Annotated in this window: 20 protein-coding genes; 8 read left to right on the top strand and 12 right to left on the bottom strand. The window is 71.3% G+C overall.

Features of this window, described 5'->3' with window-relative positions:
• Positions 1-145 precede the first annotated feature (145 nt).
• The 3 genes from ACTOQ2_RS40870 to ACTOQ2_RS40860 all read left to right on the top strand — a co-directional run bounded on the left by ACTOQ2_RS40870 (position 146) and on the right by ACTOQ2_RS40860 (position 4499).
• On the top strand, positions 146-1669 hold the full coding sequence (locus tag ACTOQ2_RS40870; RefSeq protein ID WP_440106941.1) for an ROK family protein: 1524 nt from the start codon (positions 146-148) through the stop codon (positions 1667-1669).
• 125 nt (positions 1670-1794) lie between these two features.
• Positions 1795-3600 carry a glycoside hydrolase family 71/99-like protein gene (locus tag ACTOQ2_RS40865; RefSeq protein WP_440106939.1) on the top strand — a complete coding sequence of 602 codons (1806 nt, stop codon included), beginning with the start codon at positions 1795-1797 and terminating at the stop codon, positions 3598-3600.
• A gap of 362 nt (positions 3601-3962) precedes the next feature.
• Positions 3963-4499, top strand: coding sequence for a hemerythrin domain-containing protein (locus tag ACTOQ2_RS40860; RefSeq protein WP_440106937.1), 537 nt, complete (start codon positions 3963-3965; stop codon positions 4497-4499).
• Between the two features lie 144 nt (positions 4500-4643).
• Here ACTOQ2_RS40860 and ACTOQ2_RS40855 read toward each other — a convergent pair whose 3' ends face one another.
• A complete protein-coding gene (locus tag ACTOQ2_RS40855; protein ID WP_440106935.1) occupies positions 4644-5537 on the bottom strand; it encodes an NmrA family NAD(P)-binding protein in 894 nt (297 codons plus the stop codon).
• Positions 5538-5640: 103 nt separating this feature from the next.
• Between ACTOQ2_RS40855 and ACTOQ2_RS40850 the strand changes: the two genes are divergently transcribed.
• Positions 5641-6006 carry a MerR family transcriptional regulator gene (locus ACTOQ2_RS40850; RefSeq protein ID WP_440106933.1) on the top strand — a complete coding sequence of 122 codons (366 nt, stop codon included), beginning with the start codon at positions 5641-5643 and terminating at the stop codon, positions 6004-6006.
• Between the two features lie 189 nt (positions 6007-6195).
• On the opposite strand, the gene ACTOQ2_RS40845 is transcribed toward ACTOQ2_RS40850, so the two are convergent.
• Positions 6196-6357, bottom strand: coding sequence for a hypothetical protein (locus tag ACTOQ2_RS40845; protein WP_440106931.1), 162 nt, complete (start codon positions 6355-6357; stop codon positions 6196-6198).
• 157 nt (positions 6358-6514) lie between these two features.
• Here ACTOQ2_RS40845 and ACTOQ2_RS40840 point away from each other — a divergent pair, with 157 nt between their 5' ends.
• The 3 genes from ACTOQ2_RS40840 to ACTOQ2_RS40830 all read left to right on the top strand — a co-directional run bounded on the left by ACTOQ2_RS40840 (position 6515) and on the right by ACTOQ2_RS40830 (position 9354).
• On the top strand, positions 6515-7222 hold the full coding sequence (locus ACTOQ2_RS40840) for a sugar nucleotide-binding protein (protein WP_440106929.1): 708 nt from the start codon (positions 6515-6517) through the stop codon (positions 7220-7222).
• Between the two features lie 1489 nt (positions 7223-8711).
• A complete protein-coding gene (locus ACTOQ2_RS40835; protein ID WP_440106927.1) occupies positions 8712-8969 on the top strand; it encodes a hypothetical protein in 258 nt (85 codons plus the stop codon).
• A gap of 97 nt (positions 8970-9066) precedes the next feature.
• On the top strand, positions 9067-9354 hold the full coding sequence (locus tag ACTOQ2_RS40830) for a hypothetical protein (protein WP_440106925.1): 288 nt from the start codon (positions 9067-9069) through the stop codon (positions 9352-9354).
• A gap of 63 nt (positions 9355-9417) precedes the next feature.
• On the opposite strand, the gene ACTOQ2_RS40825 is transcribed toward ACTOQ2_RS40830, so the two are convergent.
• From ACTOQ2_RS40825 to ACTOQ2_RS40815, 3 genes are read right to left on the bottom strand one after another with little or no spacing between them, the layout of a single operon-like run.
• Positions 9418-11448: a hypothetical protein gene (locus ACTOQ2_RS40825; protein WP_440106923.1), complete on the bottom strand. Its 2031-nt coding sequence runs from the start codon at positions 11446-11448 to the stop codon at positions 9418-9420.
• Positions 11445-12290, bottom strand: coding sequence for a hypothetical protein (locus ACTOQ2_RS40820; RefSeq protein ID WP_440106921.1), 846 nt, complete (start codon positions 12288-12290; stop codon positions 11445-11447). Before ACTOQ2_RS40820 ends, ACTOQ2_RS40825 begins: the two co-directional genes overlap by 4 nt.
• A gap of 53 nt (positions 12291-12343) precedes the next feature.
• A complete protein-coding gene (locus tag ACTOQ2_RS40815) occupies positions 12344-12877 on the bottom strand; it encodes a hypothetical protein (RefSeq protein ID WP_440106919.1) in 534 nt (177 codons plus the stop codon).
• 121 nt (positions 12878-12998) lie between these two features.
• On the opposite strand from ACTOQ2_RS40815, the gene ACTOQ2_RS40810 reads away from it, so the two are divergent.
• The gene (locus ACTOQ2_RS40810; RefSeq protein ID WP_440106917.1) at positions 12999-14075 is read left to right on the top strand and encodes a helix-turn-helix transcriptional regulator; all 1077 of its coding nucleotides are present in this window, start codon (positions 12999-13001) and stop codon (positions 14073-14075) included.
• A 208-nt stretch (positions 14076-14283) separates the two neighbouring features.
• Here ACTOQ2_RS40810 and ACTOQ2_RS40805 read toward each other — a convergent pair whose 3' ends face one another.
• From ACTOQ2_RS40805 to zwf, 7 genes are all read right to left on the bottom strand, one after another.
• Complete coding sequence (locus ACTOQ2_RS40805; protein WP_440071652.1) at positions 14284-14610, bottom strand: cupin; 327 nt, start codon at positions 14608-14610, stop codon at positions 14284-14286.
• 67 nt (positions 14611-14677) lie between these two features.
• Entirely contained in the window at positions 14678-15298 is a 621-nt protein-coding gene (locus tag ACTOQ2_RS40800) for an AAA family ATPase (RefSeq protein WP_440071651.1), read from the bottom strand.
• 1144 nt (positions 15299-16442) lie between these two features.
• Positions 16443-17693 (bottom strand): TIGR03118 family protein, encoded by a 1251-nt coding sequence (locus ACTOQ2_RS40795; RefSeq protein WP_440071650.1) that lies wholly within the window; start codon positions 17691-17693, stop codon positions 16443-16445.
• A gap of 272 nt (positions 17694-17965) precedes the next feature.
• On the bottom strand, positions 17966-18577 hold the full coding sequence (gene eda / locus ACTOQ2_RS40790) for a bifunctional 4-hydroxy-2-oxoglutarate aldolase/2-dehydro-3-deoxy-phosphogluconate aldolase (RefSeq protein WP_362845760.1): 612 nt from the start codon (positions 18575-18577) through the stop codon (positions 17966-17968).
• On the bottom strand, positions 18574-19530 hold the full coding sequence (locus tag ACTOQ2_RS40785; RefSeq protein ID WP_440106915.1) for a glucokinase: 957 nt from the start codon (positions 19528-19530) through the stop codon (positions 18574-18576). Before ACTOQ2_RS40785 ends, eda begins: the two co-directional genes overlap by 4 nt.
• 229 nt (positions 19531-19759) lie before the next feature.
• Positions 19760-21655 (bottom strand): phosphogluconate dehydratase, encoded by a 1896-nt coding sequence (gene edd, locus ACTOQ2_RS40780; RefSeq protein ID WP_440106913.1) that lies wholly within the window; start codon positions 21653-21655, stop codon positions 19760-19762.
• A gap of 77 nt (positions 21656-21732) precedes the next feature.
• A complete protein-coding gene (gene zwf / locus ACTOQ2_RS40775; RefSeq protein ID WP_440106911.1) occupies positions 21733-23208 on the bottom strand; it encodes a glucose-6-phosphate dehydrogenase in 1476 nt (491 codons plus the stop codon).
• Between the last annotated feature and the right edge of the window lie 101 nt (positions 23209-23309).

The following is a 23309-nucleotide window of genomic DNA, read 5'->3' as shown; positions in this document are numbered from 1 at the left end:
GCAGGCACGAGATCACCTTAGACACAGCCGGGCCGGAGCGCGCCGGCACGGCGACCGTCACGACCGGGCGCGTCCGCCGCGGACGGGGCGGTCCGCGGAGGCGGCGGCGCTTTTCGTTGACGCGGGCAGGGTGTTGGATGAGTGCATGCGTGAAGTGGACGGAGAGCGCGAGCCGGCGCGGACGGCGGCGGATTCGGAGAGCCCGTCGACCTCACCGTGGGGCGCGCCGTCGTTTCCGCCCCACGCCCGCGACGCGGGGTGGCGCCCCACCCGTGGCGTGCCGGGCGGGACGCCCGCTCCCGGCGTGGGCGGTCCCGGTGTGCGGCAGTCCCCCGGAGGCGGTCCCGAGCGCCGATCGCGCGCCGGGCGCCCGCTCCAGGCCGAGCCGATGCCGGGCCGGCGCGAGGGCGGGGGAGGCAGGCTCCGATCGCAGGCCGGGACGCGTCCGGCGCTTCGCGCCTTCAACCAGCTCGCCCTCGGCTCCTACAACGAGAAGCTGGTGATCGAGAGCATCCGGCAGGCCGTGTCCACAAGCAGGGTGGAGATCGCCGAGCGCACCGGTCTCACGCCGCAGGCGGTGTCGCGGATCACCCGTAACCTGCTCACCTCGGGCCTGCTGACCGAGGACGCCCGCCAGTCGGCGGGCGCCGGCAAGCCGCGGGTGCCGCTGCGGCTGCGTCCTGACGCCGGTTCGGCCATCGGCGTCCACCTCGACCCGAAGATGATCACTGTGGTGGCCGTCGACCTGTGCGGCGACCTGCTCGACCAGCGGCACCTGCCCCTGCCGGAACAGGCCGACCCGCAGTGGTGCCTGGCGCAGATGACCCGCCTGGCACTGGAGTCCGCCGAGGCCGCCCACCCCGCCTCCGAGGCCCTGCTGGGCGTGGGGGTCGCCGTGCCGGGCCCGCTCGACCCCCGCGCCGGCCTGCTGCTCGACCCGCCGCTGTTCCGGGACTGGAAGCACGTGGCGCTCAAGGCCGAGCTGGCCACCCGGCTGGACGTCACCGTCATCGTCGAGAAGGACTCCACGGCGGCGGCGATCGGCGAGCGCTGGCTGGGCGCGGCCGACCGCGCCGACGACTTCGTCTACCTCTACCTGGGCGCCGGTGTCGGGAGCGGCGCCTTCCTCAACGGCGACGTCTACCGGGGACGTACGGGCAACGCGGGCGAGGTCGGTCAGCTGTGCGCGATCGCGACCGGCCGGCTCACCCCGGAGGGCGGTCCCGACCTCGTCCCCGAGTGCGCCCCGACGTCGGCGGTGGTGGACCGCGCCGGCGCCGCGGGCATGGCGGTCCCGCCGGGTGACGCCGCCTACGAGTGGGTCTGCGCGGCCGCGGCGCGCGGCGACCGGCGGGCGGTCACGGTGATCGAGGAGGTGGCCCGCGTGATCGGCCTGGGCGCCGCCGGGCTCATCGACCTGCTGGACGTCGAGCTGCTCATCATCGGCGGGCCCGCCGTCCTGCCCGCCGTGGCCGACATCTACCACGGGCAGATCGCCGCCGCCGTCAACGGGTTCCCGATGGCCAGGCACCTGCGCGAGGTGGAGGTCGCCCAGTCGCACCTCAACCGGGCCGCGGCGGCGGTGGGGGCCGCGTCGAGCGTGTTCCACGAGGTGTTCACGCCCAGCCTGGGCTCACGGACGCGAACGGCGCACCCGGACGCCGTGTGACCGCCCCCGCCGGGGGCGAGGGGACTTTACAGCGACGGTGACCGGGATGACGCGTGGATTGACATAGTCAATCCAATGGATTTACATATCCGTAACCTCCGTCACCCCCCATCGAAGGCTAATTCGTGAATAACCGCCACAAAGCCCTCCTGAGAGCGACGCTGGCCGTCTCCCTCCTCGCGGCCGCCCTGAGCTGGTCGGCCGCGACCCCGGCCCTCGGCGCGCAGGCCGCCGCCCCGCCCACCGTGAAGAACAAGGTCTACGCCGGCTACCAGGGGTGGTTCAACGCCCAGGGCGACGGCTCGCCGCTCAACCACTGGCGGCACTGGTCCCGCGGGACACAGCCCTCACCGGGCAACCAGACCTTCGAGCTCTACCCGGACATGAGCAAGTACCCCGCCTCGGCCAAATACCAGACCGGGTACGCGGCACTCGGCAACGGCCAGCCCGCGACGCTCTTCTCCTCCTATCCGACGGCCGTGATCGACCAGCACTTCCAGTGGATGAGCCAGTACGGCATCGACGGCGCCGCGATCCAGCGCTTCGGCGCCGACGTCGTCGAGCCCGGCTCGGCCAACGCCCAGGTCCGCAACACGATCACCTCCAGGGCCAGGGACGCCGCCGAGAGGCACGGCCGCGGTTTCTACGTCGAGTACGACGTCAGCGGCCTGACCGACGCCAACGTGGAGCAGGTCCTCACCAGGGACTGGACCGACGTGGTCACCGGCCAGCTCCGCCTCACCGACTCTCCGGCGTACGCCAGGGAGAACGGCAAGCCCGTGGTCGAGATCTGGGGCTTCGGCTTCTCGGACCGTCCCGGCACGGCCGCCCAGGCCGAGCGCATCGTGCGCTGGTTCAAGGACCGCGGCCTGTACGTCATCGGCGGCGTGCCGCGTGAGTGGCGTTCGGGCGCGGACGGCAAGCCCGGGTTCGGCCCGGTGTACCGGGCGTTCGACATGATCTCGCCGTGGATGGTGGGGTACGTCGGCGACACGAGCGGGCTGCTCGCCGGCGACCGTGACGCGCTGAACGCGACCGGCCAGGCCTACCAGCCGGTCATCTACCCGGGCTTCGCCTGGTCCAACTGGAACGGCGGCGCGCGCAACATGATCCCGCGCCGGTCCGGCGACTTCATGTGGGAGCAGGCCGCCGGCGTGCGCCGGGCGGGGGTGCCGCAGGCGTTCATCGCGATGTTCGACGAGTACGACGAGGGCACGGCTCTCGCGCCGGGCGCCGAGGACTCCTCGCAGGTGCCGACCGACCAGTACTTCCTGACCACCAGCGCCGACGGCAAGTACGTGTCGTCGGACTTCTACCTGCGCCTGGCGGGCAGGGCCACCCGCATGATCACCGGTCTCGACCCGCTGGTGACCACGGTGCCCATCCCGCTCAGTGCCGGCCCGGTCTTCTTCCGCACCAGCGTGGAGCAGGGCACCGACGCCCAGCCGACGTGGACGAACACCCCGGGCGGCGGCGGTACCACCAACGTCACCGGCCAGTCGCTCGCGGTCGCGACCGGTGAGGACAACCAGATCGGCGCGTCCGCCCTGCGCATCCGGGGCAACGCCGCCTCCACCGCGGCCTCGCACGCCTACTTCCAGGTGTTCGACGTGAACATCCCGGTGACCGCCGCGACCAAGCTGCAGTACTCCTTCCTGCCGAAGGACGCGGGCGGCCGCAACGTCGCGGTGGACTTCGTGATGACGGACGGCACCACGCTCCGCGACAGCGCCGCCGCCACGACCACCGGCACCGACATGCACCCGGGCGCGGCCAAGGGCACGATCGGCTCGTGGACGCGGATCCAGAGCGACTTCGGCTCCGCGCTGAACGGCAAGACCATCGACAAGATCCTCGTCGGCTACGACCGCGCCGGCGCGGCCGGCGCCTTCACCGCCTACATCGACGACATCACCATCACCAACTCCTGATCCGTACCCTCGGCCGGGGTACGGCGCCCGCCGCGGCGCCGTACCCCGGCCGGGTCATGTCACCGGCGGGGGAGGCCCGTGGCGGCTTCGCCCGCTCCGGCCACGGTGTCCGGACCGGTGCCTCGGCGTCCGTGCCGTCTCGGCTCGGCCGCCGGGCCGGTGAGAGGGCGGCCGAGGTGCCCGGGGCGTCGCCAGGGACGAAGGCGAAGGCGCCGGCGACCGGTGCCGTCACCCCGCCGGCGGTGAGACCGCCCGATGCTCACGCGGCACTCCCGGACGCCGTCACGGCCACACCGGAGCCCGCCGCGCGCTCCCGCGGGACTTCGGGGACACTGGGCCGAGTACCCATCCGGAGGAAGAGCATGAACCCACGTTCCGAGGCTGGCAGCCGCCTCACCGCCATGGGCACGCAGTTGCTCGAAGTGCACATCTGGCTTCGCGAGATGCTGGAGGACCTCCAGGACAGCGTCGACGACTACTTCGACGGCAGGGGGCTTCCGCCACGGGACCTGCGTGCCCACTGTCTTTCCTTCTGCACGGCGTTGACGCGCCACCACACCGGCGAGGACAGGGGCGCGTTCCCGGCGATCGCCGAGGAGTTCCCCGAGCTGCGCGAGGTCCTCTCCGAACTGCGCACGGACCACAACCAGCTGGACTGGCTGCTGGGGAACCTGCGGAAACTGCTCGAGTCCCTCCCGGAGAAACCCGACCCGGCCACGGCCTCCAAGGTACGCGAGGAGGTGGCGGCGCTGTCGGCGATCATGCAGACGCACTTCATCTACGAGGAGAAGAAGCTGATCTCCGTGCTCAACTCGATGGACGTGCCCGAGTGGCGCGAGAACCGGCCCGACTTCCTGCTGATCGACGACGAGGACGAGCCCGTGGCCCCTTCCCGGTGAGGTTCCCCATCACGCGGCGGCATCGGGCCGGCCTTCCCCGTCCACCTGGCCTCCTGCGGCGCGGGTGGCGCCGCCGGTCCGGTCCGGGACTTCGGGTCCGCGTACGGTGACACCGCCGGGTCCGCGTACGGTGACACCACGGGATCAACCGGAGAACAGGGCGCGGTTGCTCTCCAGGAATTCCCGCAAGGACGTCGCCGGGCGGCCCGCCACCGCCTCGATCGTGCCGAAGACGCCGTCCGGCTCGATCAGCGAGCCGTTTCGCGTGCGCTCGAAGACGTTGCGGACGCACGCCATGTAAACGGGGTCGGCGCCTGCCGCGACCATGTTCTCGTAGAACACCCGCGGTTCCGCCGGCTCGTACCGCCAGGGCCGTCCGGTCACCTTGCCCAGCAGTTCGGTGATCTCGCTCAGCGACGCCGCCTCGGCGGCCAGGTCGTAGGCGCGCCCGGCGTGCGGTCCCGGATCGCGCAGCACGGTGGCCGCGACCTCGGCGATGTCGGCGACGTCCACCCAGTTCGGCCGCGCCTCGCCGACGAAGTGCGTGAGCACGCCCGGCGCCCCGACGCTCAACCGCAGGTTCTGCATGAAGGAAGCGGGCCGCAGGTGCGTGTGGCCGAGCCCCGAACGTTCGATGTACGCCTCGACGAGCTGGTGCCACGCGAAATGGACGATGGTGGTGTCCTCGGCGGCGGACACCCCGACATGGACCACATGGGAGACGCCCTCGGCCTTGGCCGCGTCCACGGCCGCCTTGGATCGCGCCAGCATCCTCACGTCGTAGCCGGTGAGCAGGAACACCCGATCGACATCCGCGAACGCCGGCCGTACCGCCTGCAGCCCGGTGGTCTCGGCCTCGTCCAGATCGAGACGGCGCACCTCGACCCCGCGCTCCCGCGACCAGGCCGCGGCATCCGGACGACGGGTGGCCACGGCCAGGCGCAGGCGCCCTTCCCGGTGATCGGGAATGAGCCTGTCGACGAGTGCGGAGCCGATCGCCCCGGTGGCCCCGATGACGAGAACGGTTGCCGATGACATGTCTCCCCCACGTTCGGCTGGACGGATCGACCCGTGACGCGGGTCTCGGGGGAAACGTAAAGCCTCACGTAGGCGTGAAGGTCAAGCGCCTAGGCTGCCGGGTATGCGGATCGGTGAGCTGGCGCGGCGCACCGGCGTGAGCGTACGGGCGCTGCGCTATTACGAGGAGCAGGGCCTGCTGGTGCCCGCGCGGGCCGCCAACGGCTACCGCGTGTACACCCAGGCCGCCGTGGACGTGGTCGGCTGCATCCAGCTGCTGTACGCGGCGGGCCTGTCCAGCGCCAAGGTCGCAGAAGTGCTGCCCGCGGCGTGCCGCGACGCCGCGGGGGTCGTGCTGTCCGGCGAGCTGACCGGGGAACTGGAGACGGTGCGGGTGCGGCTGGTCGCCGAGATCGAGGAGCGTCAGGCGTCGTTGCGCCTGCTCGACGAGGTGATGGCCGCCGCGTGCTGGGACGGCGTGACCCGTTGAGGGTGAGGTTCGCCTGTCTTGAGGCGCAGCTCGGGTGGGCGAAGCCCGCCCCACTGCCGGCGCGCTCCACGGGTGGGCTCAGAGGTGCGGCGCCCGTCGTGGCGCCGCACCTCGGACGAGCCGTGCCGGGGTGCCGTTTTATCGACGGTTCTCTTGGCGGCACCCGTACGCGGGTCGCCCCGGACAGGGTCAGCCCTTGGGACGCCACACCACGACGGTGAAGGGACCGCCGCCGGAGTCGCTGGCGATGCCGACCATCTCGCCTCTGTCGTTGACGGCGATGACGCGGGCGCCGGAGAAGCCGGGGAGCAGCGGCAGCAATCGCGGGTCGGCCTCGTGGCCGGTCCACACGCGGGACCGGCGGGCGGCGAATCTTCCTGCCGCGTCGGGATCCGGGCGCCGGTTGACGATCGACCCGTTTCGAAGTGCCGATGAGTACGAGCGCCATGTCTCGGGGCGTGAACGCGGCGGCCGCTTCAGGGCGATCGACCGGCTACGGTGACCGGTCGTGAGATTCCTCATCGTCGGCGGCAGTGGTTTTCTCGGTGGCGAACTCGCCCGGCAGTGCTCGGCGGCCGGGCATGAGGTGACCGCGACCTACCTGACCCGATCAGGAGATGCCGCGAATGTCGAATGGTCGCCGCTCGACGTGCGCCGCCGGGAGGACGTCGACGCGCTGGTCGGCGCCTTTCGGCCAGAGGTGGTCATCAACGCGGCATTCCGGCAGACGGATTGGGCGACCACCGCGATCGGAGCCGTGAACGTGGCCCTCGCCGCCTCTGCGGCCGGTGGGCGCCTGGTCCATGTGTCCAGCGACGCGGTCTTCTCCGGTGCCGCGATTCGCTATGACGAGACGTGCGTCCCCGATCCGATCACGCCGTACGGTGCGGCCAAAGCCGCTGCCGAGACAGCGGTGGCCGCGATCGCGCCGACCTCGGTGACAGCCCGGACATCCTTGATCATCGGCGACGGTGGCTCTTCGCACGAGGTGCTGGTGCATTCACTGGCCACCGCGACTCGCGACGTCACGGCGTCCTTCTCTCATGAAGCAGGGATGGCGTTGGGAGAGATGTCATCTGCTCCGAACGGCAATGTCCCCGCAGGTGAGGCATGGTGTCTTCCGCTTCGGTCACGTGGTTCGCGGTGGGGCCGACACGACGCCGGGCGTGCACAGGGCGGACATCGGCGAGGAGCCCGAACTGTCGGGCACGGCTGAGGAGATCGGGATCCGAGAGGCCGGAGCGCGGCCGGCCGAGCTCGTCGAGCGGGTCGGCGCGGGCGAGCCGGTGCTGCGTCGTCGTCGACCATCTCGATGCCGTCACGCATCTGTCGTATGAGCAGGGTGTCGTCGCGGACGGTGTCCCTGACAGGAAGGTGGCCGCATCGCCATTGGTCGTCGTTCACCGATCGCGGCCACCGTTGTCATCCCATTATGGCGCCGATGAAAAGGAATATTTTTCACATTAAGCAGCATCGGGTGGTTGTTTTGGGGGCTCACTGTTTGTTTTGGGTGTGTGTGGCGCATCGTCGGAGATCTTCTGGTTTTTGTTGATCTTTGAGTGAAGATCATTCGATCGGGATAACCGGATTTTCGTTCTGGTTAACGCTGCGATTCCCATCCGCCGAGCAAGATCGAACGTTCCGGGGTGAACGGTATGTGAGCATTATCGCTGGTCAGTGCAGGTGTAAGGGGCGCCGAGGGTGTGGATCGACGAAATCTACCATTGTGCGTTTGTTTGGTCACTAAGGGTGATGGTCGCTGGAGTGTGTGGAATCGGTTGCGAATGGTGAGGTCGGGGCTGTTGAGTTGCTCCGACAGACTCCGGTGGGGCAGGCCGGGCCTGGGTTGGGCGTATTCAGCATGCGCCCCCTTGGTTCGCCAGCCGTTGCCGGGGGAGTGCGTATGGCTCGCTGCAGAATCCTCCACGTGTGCACGACCAGGAGAGTTCTGCGCGAGCCTTTCGCCGTATTAGAGACAAAAGTCCGAATTCGGCAACGAAAGGAAAACAGATGACCGACTCGCAACCGCCGCGGGAAGCGGACAGGGCGCCCGAACTTGGAGAGCCCGAGTCCGGGGTGGATCGTTCCTGGATGGGGGAGGTGGCGCGGACGATCCGGGACATTGTCGACAACAATGCCCGGACCGCCCGCACCTGCATCTTGATCGCGGCGGCAACCGCGGCCTGGGCCTTCTTCCGATAGTCCCGATGCATTCCTGAAACAGGGCCTCAGGGTAAAGCGGTTTCCGACGCCCGACCGTCCGGTATAGCAAGATTCCCGGCGATACGCGGCCGATGATCCCGATTTACCCTGAGGCCTTCATGGTCCGTTCACCCTTCCCGCAATCGCGAGAAGCGAAACAGACGATCGCCCCGCCGCTGTCCGGCGCCATCGGGGCGACCGCGAAGGCCGCCCCGGGTGAGGCGTACGGACCCCGGCAAGCGTTGACGGAAAAGCGTAAGCCCTCCCATCCCTCGCCATGCAACCCCATCACGAGATCCAAGTCCGGCGGATCGACCAACCGGAACACCTGTACGAACACCCCAACCGTGATCTTCTCGCCCTCACCCCTTGGCTGGGGATCGGGTGCACGCCTGTTGACTGTTCGTCTTGTGGGTCCTCACACCGGCTGCGGTCAGGGCAGCAGTATCGAGACGGTCGGGACCTGCCGTTCGACGTCGTGCCCACCGCAACTGACCTCTTTGGTGAACGGGAACCGTAACCACCGGCCACGCTGGCGGCCGCCGAGCGGATGCGGGCGGCCGCCGAGCGGATGCGGGCGGCACCATCTGCGCGATGGCAACCTGCACAGCAGTACGGCAGCGGCCAACGTCGACGAACTCGAAGTGGATCGTCTCGCCGGGCGGAAGTCCCTGGCACCCGGCGTGGTCGAGACGTGGGTCTCTTGGCGCACCTCGGAGGACACGGTCCGGCGCTACTACGCGGCCGGTGGGCGGCTGTGACCTGAGGCGCCGCCGATTGGCGGGGCCCGCGCGGTCAGTGGCCCCAGCTCAGGGTGGGGCATTCGGCATGTATGCGCGTTTTCCCGCTGGATCAGCCTTGGGGCAGCCGCCCATGGGCCGGGTGAGCCACTACCGCATCGACGAGTACCCCGTCACGGGCGGAGGCAAGATCAGCGGGCTGGTCGCCGCGAGCCGTGGCGACAGGGTCGCCGCCCGGTGGAGCCTGATCCGCTACGACGTCACCGGGCGGCACGTGCTGTTCATGGGCGACGTCTTCCCGCTGAGCAGGTGGGACGACTGGAGGATCACCACCCTGGTCCACCACGGTCCCGCGGACCCATGCCTGCGGGGCTCGCCGCGGCAGGCGCTGGGAGCGGCCTGGTGATCGCGGGGTCGTTCCGGCCCCGCGGGGTCCCGCACCCGGGAGAGGTGTTCCCCGGGTGCGGGATCAGACGAAGCGGAGGTAGCCGATGACGTTGTTCAGCACCTCCGGGTCGTTCTCGGGGAAGCGGGCGACGAAGGTGCGCAGCCTGCCGGTGTCGTCGAGGGCCGCCCAGAGGTAGGCCACCTCGGCGTCGGGGAGCGTCATCCACCAGGCGGTGCCGGGAAAACCGCCGAAGTTCGCGTCGGCCGGGGGCCGGGTGCTCAGCGGGCGGGCGGGGAGGGTGCGCTCCAGTTGTTCGCGGACCGTGCTCAGGATTCGGGCGCGGGACGCGGCCGAGGCGGGCGGGGCGATGCGCAGGACCCTGATCGCCAGGTGGTGGAGCTTGTTGGGGGAGGTCAGGTCGGCGGTGCCGGCCCGGTCGTGGGAGAAGGCCCAGCCGTCGGGGCGGCACAGGGCGATGCCGCCGGCCCAGTCGGCGTACCCGGTCAGGCCGACGCCGGTGCCGGTCGACCGGGTGGCGCCCGCGCCGGCCAGCAGGCGGCCCTCGGCGTAGAACTCGACACGGTACTCGCCGGCCGCGGGGCAGGCGGCGTCGACGACCGTCCAGGACGTGGTGCCCGAGGACTGTTCGGGCTGCCAGGGCTGGATGCTGACCAGGTCGGAGCGCTGCAGCCACTCGTCGCCCGGCTGTGCCCGGTAGTAGACGATCGAGGCCATCCTGGCGCCCTTGAACATGCCCTCGTAGGAGAGCGTCGCCTGGATGACGGCACCCTGCGCGGCCACCCTGATCGCCGGGATCCGGGCCGACGGCGCGGGCCGCGCGTTCGGGGCGAGCTCCTCGCCCTGAACGCGCACCAGCTCGCCCTTGATCTCCTGGGCGAGGGCCCGGGCGTGGTCGCGCTGGGCGGACACCAGGTCGAGGGTGGTACGGGTGGCGGCGTAGAGCTCGTTGCGTTCGGTGGGGTCGGGGCGGCTCCTGATCACCCGGAGCAGCTCGGTGGCCGCACGCCTGGCCTCGGCGGTCTTCTTCTGGCCGAGCAGGGCCAGCAGCAGGTTCATCCGGGGTATCGGCGGGCCGGGGTTGAGCTCGATGGCGGCCCGGCTGTGCTCCTCGGCCGCCTCGTAGTCGGCCAGGTGGATCTCGAAGCCCCCCAGGTTGACCAGGGCGGTGTACTTCTCGTCGCCGCCGTACTCGACCGCCTTGGCCATGTCCGCCACCGCGGCCTCGTACGCGCTGCGTGAGGCCGTGCTGAACACGTACGCCGACGTGGCGCGCTCGGGGCTGGCCGCCATCACGCGGGCGCTCGCGCGATGCTCGTAGGCGACCGCGTAGTCGTCGCGCAGCGCGATCGCCCGGGTGTAGTGGGCGATCGCGCTCTCGTACTCGCGCAGCCCGGCGAGACGGTCGCCCTCGGCCACGGCCGCGATGGCCGCGCGGGGCGTCGTGACGGGCGGTACGACGAGGAGGACGATGGTGCCCGCGACGGTGACGGCCACTATCGCGGCGGCGGGCCACACCAGGTGGTTCCGGTTGGCCTCGCCGACGGTCAGGGACAGGCCGAACAGGGTCAGCGCGATCGCGAGGAGGGCGGTCCCCGCCGAGTAGGTGTTGCTCCTGTCGCCCCACGAGCTCGCGGTCTCCTGGGTCGCCTCCTGCTCCAGGCCCGCCACGGTCGCCTCCCTGTTGAGATCACCGAGGTAGCGCTGGGCGGCGACCGCGTCGGCGCCCAGCAGCGGGGAGGAGTCGTCCAGCTTGCCGTACGCCTGCCGGAGCCGGTCGGCGACGGCCTCGTGCTCCCGCTCGCCGAGCAGCGTGGCCCGGAGGGACTCGAGGTCGTGACGGCGCTTGACGGTGGTGGCGGCGCCGAGGTTGGCGGTGCTCTCCATGGAGTCCGCCGTCGCCCCCGCCTGGGCGGCCAGCGCGGTGACGGAGGCGCGTTGCGCCTCACGGGCGTTCCTGTCCTCCTGGGCGCCCGCCTGCCCCCCGAGGTAGGTGAGCACTCCCGCGAGCAGGCCCACCGCGGTCATCGTGAGCGCGAGCCCGCGCTTGAACGGGGTGTCGAACTCCTCCGTCGCACCGGGTCCCTCCGTCATACCGGGGCCAGGGAGAGCCACAGGGCCAGGACGGTGAGCAACCCGTACCCGCCGAGGGAGGCTCGCAGGAGCCGTTCGCGCCGCGGCGGCGCGACGAGGCGGGCGACGGTCAGCAGGAGCACGATCGCGAGGGTGCCGCCGACGGTGAGGGTGAGATGGCCGACCCGGTCGTGCAGGGCGTCGGCGCGTCGCGCGGTCCGGGCGGGCTGGTCGCCCGGAACCGTGAAGATCTCGTAGTTGCGGATCACGGCGGCCTCGCTCATCTCGTAGTCCCACCGGGCGGAGGCACCCACGCCCGGCAGATGGCGGCGGTCGATGTACTGGTCGACGAGGAAGCCGTCGGCGACCTCGCGAAGGGCCCTGGCCTCGTCGGGGTCGACGGCCTCGATCGCGTCGGCCTGGGCGTGGAGGGCCCGGTAGTGCACGACCTGGCCGCCCCTCGACCGGCTGCTCATGTGCGCCACCACGCCCGCCGTCCGCACCTGGATGGTCTCCACCACGGCCTGCCGGTCGGTGTCGATGGCCTGCGAGTTCAGCCGCACCGCCGCGTACGAGGCGGCCGCCCCGGTGATCGTGGACAGGCCGATCGCGATCGCGATGATCCGCTCGTACGGCCGGGCCCCGCCCCGCTCCCCGCCGCCCCGCCTCGGGAAGCGGAAGCGCCGCTTGCGGAGCGGCTTCCTCGGCTCCGCCGCACCGGCCCTGCGGAGGGTCGTGATCCTTGCCCGCAACGACCGGACGGCGCCGTGCTGGGGGCGGCCGTTCCGGTCACCCGCGGGGACGCCGCCCGAGCGCTCGGCGTGGCCGGGATCGGGCGCGTTCCCTTCGGCTTCGGGGGGCATGCGAGACCTCCGGCTCAGGGGCTGGCAGGCGCGGTCACCGTGCCGGTCCGTGGTCAGTTGATGACGATAACGGCATCGAACCACGGAGTCGACAGGGACGACAGCGGGCTGCGCAGTTTCTCCACGCCCAGCCGGTAGGTGCCGGGGTTCAGCCCGCCGAGGGGCAGGTAGCGGCCGGTGAGGTTGGAGGCGCTGCCGGTCCAGAAGCCGTGCTGCAGCGAGCGGAGGACCGTCACGGGGCCCGACGCCAGGCGCGGGTGGACGGCGGAGAGGTTGCCCGACAGCTGGAAGCGGGCGCCCGCCGCCGAGTTCCGGCCGGCGGTGCGAACGGTGGAGAAGATGAAGTAACGGTGGTTGTACCCGGCGCCCGACGTCAGCGGCGGGCAGCCCACCGCCACGACGGTGCCGCGGACGGTGCCCAGCCGCAGCGGATCGGAGTAGGAGCCCGAGCCGGCCAGGGAGCGGCAGTTCACCCTGGTGACCAGGGCGCCGGCGGTCTCCGCCGACGCGTGGGCCGCCGGCCACTGCGCAGCCGTGAGAATCAGCAACGCGGTCGCTCCCAGGCGCGCGAAGCCCGTTATTTTCATGATTCCCCCATTTGTACCGTTTGGTGCGGGTGCATGTGTGACCAGATGTATCGGGGAAAGGGGGCCGCCGTATATCCCAACTTTCTGGGATGGGCGGTGGACCGGCTTTATGATTTGCCACATGCTCCCTGATTCGGCCGGTTTCGAGCAGCGGCTTGCCCGGCAGCACAGCGCTCTCGACGTGCTCGACGTCACCGCTTCCGCGGTCCTGAGGCGGGTGCCCGCTGACGTGTGGTGCACGGTCCTGATCGATCCGTCCACCTTGCTGGACACCGGCGGGCAGAACGAGGCGGGCTTTTCCCCGGAATATCTCCCTCGCCTGTTCGAGATCGAACATGTCGAGGCTGACGATCCGGGGAATCTTCGCGAGCTGGCGAATGGCGCGTCCACCACGAGTCTTCTCAGTCGCGCAACAGCCGGAAATATCCACTCTAGTAAGTACTATCAGGACATTTTGCGACCGCAGGGGCTTGGCGACGAACTACGGGTCGCCCTTCGTGACGGCCCGCACGTCTGGGGTCTGCTGGTGATGTGCAGAGAGCACGGTGCCGCGCCGTTCACCGACGCCGACGAAGCGGCCGCCGCGCGGCTGGGCCGCCCGGCGACGGCCGCGCTGCGGCGCTCGCTGCTCCTGTCCGGAGTGGACACCGGCGCGGTCCCGGACGCGCCCGGCCTGGTCGTCGTCGACCGGGAGGGAACCACCCGGTCGATGTCGCCGACGGCGCGCACCTGGCTGGAACTCCTCCAGGACGGATCCCCGGAGCACGCCCGACCGCTGCGCGCGGTGGCCGCCGCCGCGCTCTCGTCGGGAATGGCACGTTCCCGCGCGCTCACCCGGTCCGGCCGATGGGTGGCTCTCCAGGCGTGGTCGATGGGTCAGGAAGAGGAAGGACTCGTCGCCGTCTCCCTCAGCCCTCCCGAGCCGGGAGAGCTGACCGCGGTCATCCTCGGCGCCTACGGTCTGAGCGAGCGCGAGCGGCAGATCACCCAGCACGTCATGCGCGGCCACTCCACGACACAGATCGCGGGCCGGCTGAACATCAGCCCCCACACGGTCCAGGACCATCTCAAGAGCGTCTTCGCCAAGACCGGCCTGGGCAGCCGACGCGCGCTCGTCGCGGACATCTTCTTCCGCCACTACCTGCCGCATTTCGGTGAGGGACCGTTGTCGACGGACGGGCGGCGCCTCGCGGGATAGGCGGTCCGGATCGTCGCGCCGTCGCGCCGTCGCGCGGGTGCCGGAACCCGTCCGCGCGGGACGCGACAGGCCGCCCGTGACCGCCTCGACCGCGCCCTGGCCGTTCCGGACCCTCCCATCCGAAGAGGGGGCCGGGCCGCCCCACCCGACGAGGCGAGGGCCCTTCCGGCCCGCCCCACCTTGGGAGGGGCGGGCCGCGCCGGCGCCCTCAGCCGCCGATGTTGACGACGCTGGTGAGGATGACCACCGACTCTTCGTCGGCCTCCATCGAGTGCCGCCGCTGCGGGATCGGAGCGGTCTGGCCCGCGCCGAGCGCGACGGTCCGCTCGTCGTCGATGAGCCGGACCCGCCCCGACAGGACGTGCAGGCTCGCGGCCGGTGGGGCGTCGTGGTCACCGAGGACCGTCCCCGCGGTCAGCGCGATGATCGCCTGACGCAGCGTGCCCTCGTTGAGGTAGGTGTGGGCGCTGCGACCGTGCGAGCTCGCCCTGGCGAGGGCGAGATGCTCTGCGGCGAGAGCCAGTACGTCGATCATTCGGTTCCTCCTGGTCGCTCTGAACCTGCCCTGGGCGGGCGAGGCGCAGAGCCAGGTGAGGGTAAAGTCATCCGTCCCGCCGTGCGGCGGGCCGCTCGTCGAAGCGTATGGCCCTGAGCAGGTTCGCGGCGGGGCGGTCGAGGATCGTGACGCTCGCGGCCGGGGGGAACGAGCCGCTCCGGGCCCGGTCGATGATCACTCGCCAGCGGCGGCAGTGCCGGGCGAAGGTCGCGCTCGTGACGACCCGGCCGCGCGAGAGCTGTCCCTCGCGGGCCGTCCTCGGCTCCACGTCGAGCAGGATCAGGTGGACCTCGCTGCCGACCCTGCGGGCCAGCCAGGCGAACCCGTACAGGATGTGCGGCCACGTGCCGCGGGTGTGCGCGACGACGGCGTGCCCCTTCAGCAGGGCGCGGGCGATCCGCACCACGTGGGTGGTGTGCACGAGCGGGATGCGGGCTCTCGGAGGGACCGGGCCCAGGTAGCGGGCCCACCAGTTGCGGGACTGGCGCGAGTCGATGACGCGGGCCTCACCGGCGCGCACCGGCTCCCTCTCGTCGCCGCGCAACCCGTACAGCCGGTCGAGCAGGGTGCTCTTGCCCGCGCCGGGGAGCCCTGCGAGGAGCACCAGCGATCCCGCCGGGTAGTGCAGATCGTCGACGGAGGACCGGCTGGCCGGTGTGGTGGCCATCACGTGCACCTCGCTGGTATGGGGAACTTCTCTCATAGTGCGTCTCGCAGCCTTCCAGTGGCGGGATCGAGTTCGCCGTCGGTCCGGCGGGCACCGGAGGGGACGAACCTGGCGAAGATCGGACCGAGGGCTACTCGTGAGGCGCGTCCGGAGATGGCGGTGGACGACGGCCGGGACGGTACGGGCCGGCCACGGGGCGGGTCGCGGTGGGGGTGTGGCGAGAGGGGGCGCCGCGCCGGATGGCCAGGAAGGCCCTGGAGACTCCGGAAACCCGGGAAACCTGGGAAACTCCGGAGACCCTGGAGACCCTGGAGACACGGCCCCGGAGGGGCGGGTGCCGCGGAGGGGGAACGCCGGTGAGATGGTGCCCGGAGGGGGAGGGGACTGTCAGGGGCATGCTCGCTCCTCGAATGCGCTCGGCCATTCGAGGTCTCCTTCACCCGCACCTCACGGGCGACCGTCCGGGGACGCCACAGGGCGTCCGTATTGACCGGGCCGGTTCTTGGGAAGTACTCCCCTCGTTCGTTCAAGGTTAAAGGAAACCGGGCGGTGGCGCGGTCACCGACGGGTGACTCTCCCGGGCGGCGTCGTGCCGGGGCGCCCGTGGGGGGAATCGGGAGTCCAGATCACCGGTCGACCGTCCTTGATCTCCGCTCTCCGGTCTCCGCTCACTGTTTCCCGGTCCCCGGTCAGCGTTCCTCGCTCCCGGTCCGGACGCGCCGCGGCGCCGGCACCCCTCCGGCGGTCCGCGTGGACCGGCCTGTCGGCTCGGTATCGCGGTCCGCTGGTATGGGATGCCGGCGCAGCCGGAGAAACCCCCGGGCCCTGGCGCCCGGCGGTGGTCCGTCAGTGATTTTGACGCGCTCCTCGGGATTGAACGGCCAAGGATCCAGCCCGTGCCGCTCTCGCGACACCTCTGTGGCTTCCCGCTTCACCGACCTGGGCCACCGAGACGGTGGTCTTACCGGGTCTCCGCAGGCTTTCGAGCCCTCACGAGCTCCGTTCCCGCCCGTCCGGCGGTACCTGGCGCGAGCGCCTCACCGAGGGCCGATCCGCAGTGAGGGCGAATCGACGCCTCTTGCCTCGCTACAAGGGAGAAGTCCGCATCACCTCCGGGGTGAACATCGGAGCACTACGAACGAGTTCAGTAGCCGGAGTTGTTCGACCCGGAGTTGTTCGATCCCGAGTTGTTGGACCCGGAGTTGTGGGAACTCGGGTGCGAGGAGGAGGGGGAGGGGGACGCGTTGCCCGTGGGGGAACCCGTCGAGGTGGCCGCTCCCGAAGGCCGGATCAGGCCGAGCAGGCCGTGCGTGCCGCCGTCGCTTCCCGCGCTGAACCACAGGGCGTTCGTGCCGCCGACGGTCTCGGTGCCGGGCTCCAGGTCCCACAGGCCGCCCAGAGTGATGGCCTTGCCGTCGGAGGAGCGCAGCGGGCCGAGCGGGCGGCCGTTGCGCGGGTTGTAGGCGTTGATCCGGCCGTCGCCGAAGTTGCCGACCAGCAGGGCTCCGGAGTGGGCGCCGAACCCCTTCGGAGCCAGCGTCATGGCCCAGGGGGCGTTGAGGGCTCCACGCGCGGCGAAGCGGCCGACGAACCGGCCCGAGCCGTTGAACTGGCTGACGAACCCCTTGCCCTGCCCGGCCACCGACTTGCCGGTCTCGGGGTCGCGCTTGGCGTACGCGACGAGGATGGAGTTGCCCACGACCTCCACGTTGAACGGCGCGTAGTCCTCCGGCAGGCCGGGGTCCCGGAACGCGCGGCGGCCGAACGAGATCCGGTCGAAGTCGCCGTCGAAGACGTGGACCCGGTTGTGGGCGAAGTCGGCGGCGAGCAGCATCGGCCCCCGGTTCGTCTGGGCGAGGGCCAGGCCCTTGAAGTCGGCGCCCTTGACGAACGCGCTGATGATCGCGTCGTCCGGATCCGCCTCGGCGTTCCAGCCGGTGATCGCCCCGCTGGGGCTGGCGAAGATGAACGTCGCCGGTCCGGCACCGCCGGGACCCTTGACGACGAACTCCTCGCCCATGTTGACGACCTGCCCGGTGGGCCTGCCGCCAGGGACGCGTACCTGCGTCTTCTCCTGCTTCACGGTGCCCGCGCCGCCGGAGTAGACCGTGGCCAGGCCGGTGCCCGCGGCCGAGACCCACAGGGTCTTGCCCATGGCCAGTCCCCACGGGTTGACCAGCGTGGGGTCGGTGACCGCGGCCCGTCCGCTGACGTCCGAGACCAGGTTGGTGACCGCGAAATGGTTCCGCAGGGTCTGCGGGCCGGCTTTCTCCGGGCCGCTGCCGGCCTTGGTCTGTTTCGCTCCGGCCTGCGCCTGATGGGTTCCGGCGGACGCCGTACCGGCGACGCCCATGACCAGGACCGTGGCGCAGATCGTGACGATGCGTACTCGCATTCATGGCTCCTCTGTGAGGGAGTGCCTTTCGCCGCGAGATACGCGTGGGGTTCGTGCGCGGTTCAGTCCGTTTCGGAAAGGCCCCGACCTGGGAGGAGCCGGGAGGAGCCGGGCGGCCGGAAAAGGGCGGCCCGTGACCGCCGGGTGGGGCGGCCACGGGCCTGATCCCATGAGCGTCACACCGGGTCACGGCGACTCATGGCCACGGCGCGCGCCAAGGGAGGAGAAGGCGCGCTCGCGGGGTCTTTCGAGGCCCCGCCGAGCGGGACGGATCAGCGGAGGGCGGCCGCCTCGGTGGCCAGTTTCTCGATCCTGGCGTAGTCGCCGGTGGCGAGCGCGTCGGCCGGGGTGAGCCAGGTCCCGCCCACGCAGCCGACGTTCGGCAGCGCGAGGTAGTCGGGGGCCGTCGCGAGCTTGATGCCGCCCGTCGGGCAGAACCTGACCTGCGGCAGCGGGCCGCCGAGCGCCTTCAGGTACGGCAGGCCGCCGGCCGCCTCGGCGGGGAAGAACTTCATCTCGGTCACCCCGCGCTCGGCGAGTGCCATGACCTCCGACGCGGTCGCCACGCCGGGCAGGAACGGCACCCCGCTGACCTCCATGGCGTCGACCAGGCCCGGCGTGGTTCCCGGGCTGACCAGGAACTTGGAACCGGCCGCCACGGAGGCCGCCACGTCGGCCGGGGTGCGGATGGTGCCCGCGCCGATCACCGCCTCCGGGACCTCGGCGGCGATGCGCGCGATGGCGTCCAGGGCGGCGGGGGTGCGAAGGGTCACCTCGATGACCGGCAGGCCGCCCGCGACCAGGGCGCGGGCCAGGGGGACCGCGGTCTCCGGATCGTCGATCACGACGACCGGGACGACCGGGGCGATGTCGAGCAGACTCATGCGAACTCCAGGGTGGACAGGCGCTGGTTCAGCCAGGCCGCCGCGCCGGTCAGGGCTGGCTGGGGGGCCACGATCAGCGCCGTGGCGATGCCGGAAAGGTAGTCGTTCAGGGTCGGGGTGGCCTCGAAGCGACGGCGGAAGTCGCTGGAGCGGACCCGGTCCACGATACGCGGCAGCACGCCGCCGCCCAGGTAGACACCGCCCCGCGCGCCGAGGGTGAGGGCGACGTTCCCGGCGAAGGTGCCGAGCATGGCGCAGAAGACCTCGACGGTCTCCGCGCACAGCGAGTCGTCCATCCGGGTCACGATGTCGGAGGCGGACAGCCTCGGCGCGTCCGTCCCGTGGACGAGCGAGAGCCCCCGGTGCAGGCGCGACAGGCCCGGCCCTGACAGCAGGTGCTCGGCCACCACGTGCTCCAGGCCGTCCGCGCGCAGTGCCCGGACGATCTCGTGGTCCCGCCGGTCGAGGACGGGCGCGGTGACGTGCCCTCCCTCCCCGGGGATCGGCACCCAGCCCTCGGCGGCGGGTACCAGGCCGCCCACGCCGAGACCGGTCCCGGGTCCGAGCACGGCCTTGACGCCGTGCGAGGGCTCGGGGCCGCCCAGGGAGACCAGGTCGTCGCCCCGCAGGTGCGGCAGGGACGCGGCCAGGGCCTCGAAGTCGTTGAGCAGCCAGGCGTTCGGGATGCCGAGGTCGCGTACCGACCCCGTCCACCCGGCGTTGGTGAGCCGGTAGCGGTCGCCCTCCACGGGCCCCGCGATCGCGACGCACGCGGCTCCCGGCTGAACTCCGCCCGCATGATCTGCGATATAGGCGGCTACGGCTTCGGGTAGGCCATCGTGTTCCGCGCCCGCGAGCACGGCCACCGCCTCGGGCTGTCCACCGGGCTCGGTGACCAGCCCGAACCGGGCGTTGGTGCCGCCGATGTCGGCGACGAGCCAGGGAAGGCTCACGAGATCTCCTTCGCGGGTCGTGCGGCCGTGGCGGGCCTCCCGAGGTTCACCGGCCGTGCGACCCCCGCGGGCCGCGCGACCGGCACGGACGGAGACCGTACGACCTCCACGTGCCGCGCGCCCCGCGCGGCAGGTGTGACCCGCGCGGACGCGGGCCGCGCGGAGGGAGGCCGTACGAATGTGGATCGTGTGAATCCGGATCGTGCGAAGGAGACGGTGGTGTGTTCCCTCACGCACGGATTCCGCTCTGGGCGGTCGCCAGGCGCGTGCCGTTCGCGACGGCCTCGGCGTGGCCGTTCAGGGCGAAGACGCCCGCGCCGCGCTCGGCGGGGCCCGCCGCGCGGCGGAAGGCGCCGAACAGCTCGCGGCCGGTGCCCACCCACTGGGCGTCGGTGAGCGGCGCGCCCTGAACGGGCCTGGCGGCCAGTTCCGAGGCGGGGACCAGCAGCTCCAGGGTTCCGGCGGCGGCGTCGAGGCGGATCGGGTCGCCGTCCCGCACCAGCGCGATGGGGCCGCCGTCGGCGGCCTCGGGCGACAGGTGGATGGCGGCCGGGACCTTGCCGGACGCGCCGGACATGCGGCCGTCGGTGACGATCGCCACCCGCTGGCCCCTGTCCAGCAGCACCGCCATCGGCGGGGTGAGCTTGTGCAGCTCGGGCATGCCGTTCGCGCTCGGCCCCTGGTAGCGGATGACCGCCACGAAGTCCTGCCCGTCCAGCTCTCCCGCGTCGAAGGCGCGCAGCAGCTCCAGCTGGTCGTCGAAGACCTTGGCCGGGGCCTCGATGACCAGGTGCTCGTCCTTGACCGCGGAGACCTTGCTGACCGCGCGTCCCAGGTTGCCGTCGAGCATGTGGATGCCGCCGTCGGCGGAGAACGCGTCGGAGACCGGGCGCAGCACGTCGAGGTCGGTGCTGCCCTCGGTGCGCTCCTGCCAGACCAGCTCGCCCTCCTTCAGTTCGGCGGCCGAGCGGTAGTGGTCCAGCCCGCGCCCGGCGACCGTCAGCACGTCGCCGTGCAGCAGCCCGGCGTCCAGCAGGTCGCCGATGAGCACCTGCATGCCGCCCGCGGCCTGGAAGTGGTTCACGTCCGCCTGGCCGTTGGGGTACATGCGGGTGAGAAGCGGCACGGCTTTTGACAGCGCGGCCAGGTCGTCCCAGAGGAGTTCGATGCCGGCCGCCGCGGCGATGGCGACGATGTGCATGGTGTGGTTGGTCGAGCCGCCGGTCGCCAGCAGTGCCACGCAGGCGTTGACGATCGCCTTCTCGTCGACGACCTCGCCGACGGGGGTGTACTCGGGGCCGTGCGCGGTCAGTTCGACCGCCCGCCTGCCCGCCGCCTTCGTCAGGGCCTCGCGCAGCTCGGTGCGCGGGTTGACGAACGTCGAGCCGGGCAGGTGCAGGCCCATGACCTCGATCATGACCTGGTTGGAGTTGGCGGTGCCGTAGAAGGTGCAGGTGCCGGGGGAGTGGTACGACTTCGCCTCGGCGTCGAGCAGCTCGTCCTTGCCGACCTTGCCCTCGGCGAACAGCTGCCGGGTGCGGGCCTTGACCTTGTTGGGCAGGCCGGAGGTCATCGGCCCGGCGGGGACGAACACCGTGGGCAGGTGGCCGAAGTGCAGCGCCCCGATCAGCAGGCCTGGAACGATCTTGTCGCAGACGCCGAGCATGAGGGAGGCGTCGAACATGTCGTGCGAGAGCGCGATCGCGGTGGCCATCGCGATGACCTCGCGGCTGTAGAGCGACAGCTCCATGCCCGCCCGGCCCTGGGTGACGCCGTCGCACATCGCGGGCACGCCCCCGGCGAACTGCGCGACGCCGCCCGCCTTCCTGACGGCCGCCTTGAGGATCGCCGGGTAGGCCTCGTACGGCTGGTGCGCCGACAGCATGTCGTTGTAGCTCGACACGATCGCCACGCCCGGCTTGACGTTGGCGCGCAGGTCCCGCTTGTCGCTCTCGCCCACGGCGGCGAAGCCGTGCGCCAGGTTGGCGCAGCCCAGGCTCGCCCTGGCGGGCCCGCGCAGGCGGGCCGCCTCGGCCTCGGCGTGCAGACGGTTCAGGTACGCGGTGCGGCTGGGACGGCTGCGCTCGACCAGACGGTCGGTCACCTCCTGGATCACGGGATGCATCCGGCCTCCTCGGTCGTGGTATGCGTCGTCGTTTCCGGTGCTGTGGTCGTTCCGGTCCGGGTGCCCGGCTCGCGTGCTCACGCCTGCCCTTCCTCGTGCCAGACGCGGCCGCTGCGGCCGACGAGCTCGTGGGCCGTGGCGGGGCCCGCGCTGCCCGCCGGGTACGGCTCGGGCCGGGTGCCCTGGGAGTCCCACTCGTCGAGGATCGGGTCGATCCACCGCCAGGCGGCCTCGACCTCGTCGCGTCGCATGAACAGGGTCGGGTTGCCGGTGAGGACGTCCATGAGCAGCCGCTCGTAGGCCTCGGGCACCCGGCCGGTGAAGGTCTCGGCGAAGCTGAGGCTCAGCGGGACCGGCTTGAGCGCCACCTCGCCCGCGCCCGGTTCCTTGGCCATGATGTTCAGCTGGATGCCCTCGCTCGGCTGCAGCCGCAGCACCAGCCGGTTGGGCGTGCTGCCGGGGAAGATCGAGTGGGGCACGTCCTTGAACTGCACCACGATCTCCGAGCAGCGGTGCGACATGCGCTTGCCCGTCCGCAGGTAGAACGGCACCCCGGCCCAGCGCCAGTTCTTCACCTCGGCGCGGATCGCGGCGAAGGTCTCCACCCGGTGGGAGTCCTCGGTGGGCGCGGTGCTGTCGGGCTCGTCGAGATAGCCGGGCACCCGGACGCCGCCGGACTCGCCCGCCGTGTACTGGCCGCGTACCGTGAAACGGTCCACCTCGCCGCCGGTGACGGGCCGCAGCGACTGGAGGACCTTGACCTTCTCGTCGCGGATCGACTCGCGGTCGTTGCGCGACGGCGGCTCCATCGCCACCAGGCACAGCAACTGGAGCAGGTGGTTCTGCACCATGTCGCGCAGCGCGCCCGCGTGGTCGTAGTAGCCGCGGCGGCCGGGGGTGCCCACGGTCTCGGCGACGGTGATCTGGACGTGGTCGATCCAGAGGGAGTTCCAGATCGGCTCCAGGAACGCGTTGGCGAACCGGAGCACGAGGAGGTTCTGGACCGTCTCCTTGCCGAGGTAGTGGTCGATGCGGTAGATCTGCCGCTCCTCGAAGATGGCGCCGACCTCGTCGTTGATGCGCAACGCGCTGGCCAGGTCGCGGCCGAGGGGCTTCTCCAGCACCACCCGCGAGGCGGGGGTGACCAGGCCGGCGCGGTGCGCCTCCCGGCAGAACGGGCCGAACGTCATGGGCGGGCTGGCCAGGTAGAACACCCGGTCGCGCTGCTCGTACCCGCCGAGCATCCCGGCGAGCCTCGCCCACCCGGCCGGGTCCTCGCCGCCGATGTCGACGGTGACGTGGTGCAGGCGGCCGAGGAAGCGCTGCCAGGTGTCGAGGTCGTCCACCGGCACCGAGCCGCGCACCTCGGCGTCCACCTTGCCGCGGAAGTCGGCGTCGTCGAGCCCGCCGCGGGACATCGCGATCACGCGGGTCTCGGGGGCGAGACGCCCGTCGCGGTCGGCGTGGTAGAGGGCGGGGAGGAGCTTCCGCATGGAGAGGTCGCCTGTGCCGCCGAAGACGATGAGGTCGGCGGGTTGAGGGGTCTCAGACATGGGGCGGCGCTCCGTAGTGATCTACCAGTAGTGATCTACCAAAATTGGGTATAGATCGGACACTAGCTAGATCTTGCGCTCTACACAAGCGGAGTTTTGTA

The organism is Streptosporangium sp. H16 (genome assembly GCF_051918855.1).
In the GTDB taxonomy this organism is placed as follows: Bacteria; Actinomycetota; Actinomycetes; order Streptosporangiales; family Streptosporangiaceae; genus Streptosporangium.
Note: the sequence above shows the minus strand (reverse complement) of the source record. Positions and strands in the feature narration are given on the sequence as shown.

Bases quoted from the DNA above. Each gene is read 5' to 3' on its own strand.
- ACTOQ2_RS40870 (WP_440106941.1), top strand. From the start codon at position 146: ATGCGTGAAGTGGACGGAGAGCGCGAGCCGGCGCGGACGGCGGCGGAT.
- ACTOQ2_RS40860 (WP_440106937.1), top strand. From the start codon at position 3,963: ATGAACCCACGTTCCGAGGCTGGCAGCCGCCTCACCGCCATGGGCACG.
- ACTOQ2_RS40855 (WP_440106935.1), bottom strand. From the start codon at position 5,537: ATGTCATCGGCAACCGTTCTCGTCATCGGGGCCACCGGGGCGATCGGC.
- ACTOQ2_RS40850 (WP_440106933.1), top strand. From the start codon at position 5,641: ATGCGGATCGGTGAGCTGGCGCGGCGCACCGGCGTGAGCGTACGGGCG.
- ACTOQ2_RS40825 (WP_440106923.1), bottom strand. From the start codon at position 11,448: ATGACGGAGGGACCCGGTGCGACGGAGGAGTTCGACACCCCGTTCAAG.
- ACTOQ2_RS40820 (WP_440106921.1), bottom strand. From the start codon at position 12,290: ATGCCCCCCGAAGCCGAAGGGAACGCGCCCGATCCCGGCCACGCCGAG.
- ACTOQ2_RS40815 (WP_440106919.1), bottom strand. From the start codon at position 12,877: ATGAAAATAACGGGCTTCGCGCGCCTGGGAGCGACCGCGTTGCTGATT.
- ACTOQ2_RS40810 (WP_440106917.1), top strand. From the start codon at position 12,999: ATGCTCCCTGATTCGGCCGGTTTCGAGCAGCGGCTTGCCCGGCAGCAC.
- ACTOQ2_RS40805 (WP_440071652.1), bottom strand. From the start codon at position 14,610: ATGATCGACGTACTGGCTCTCGCCGCAGAGCATCTCGCCCTCGCCAGG.
- ACTOQ2_RS40800 (WP_440071651.1), bottom strand. From the start codon at position 15,298: ATGGCCACCACACCGGCCAGCCGGTCCTCCGTCGACGATCTGCACTAC.
- ACTOQ2_RS40795 (WP_440071650.1), bottom strand. From the start codon at position 17,693: ATGCGAGTACGCATCGTCACGATCTGCGCCACGGTCCTGGTCATGGGC.
- eda (WP_362845760.1), bottom strand. From the start codon at position 18,577: ATGAGTCTGCTCGACATCGCCCCGGTCGTCCCGGTCGTCGTGATCGAC.
- edd (WP_440106913.1), bottom strand. From the start codon at position 21,655: ATGCATCCCGTGATCCAGGAGGTGACCGACCGTCTGGTCGAGCGCAGC.
- zwf (WP_440106911.1), bottom strand. From the start codon at position 23,208: ATGTCTGAGACCCCTCAACCCGCCGACCTCATCGTCTTCGGCGGCACA.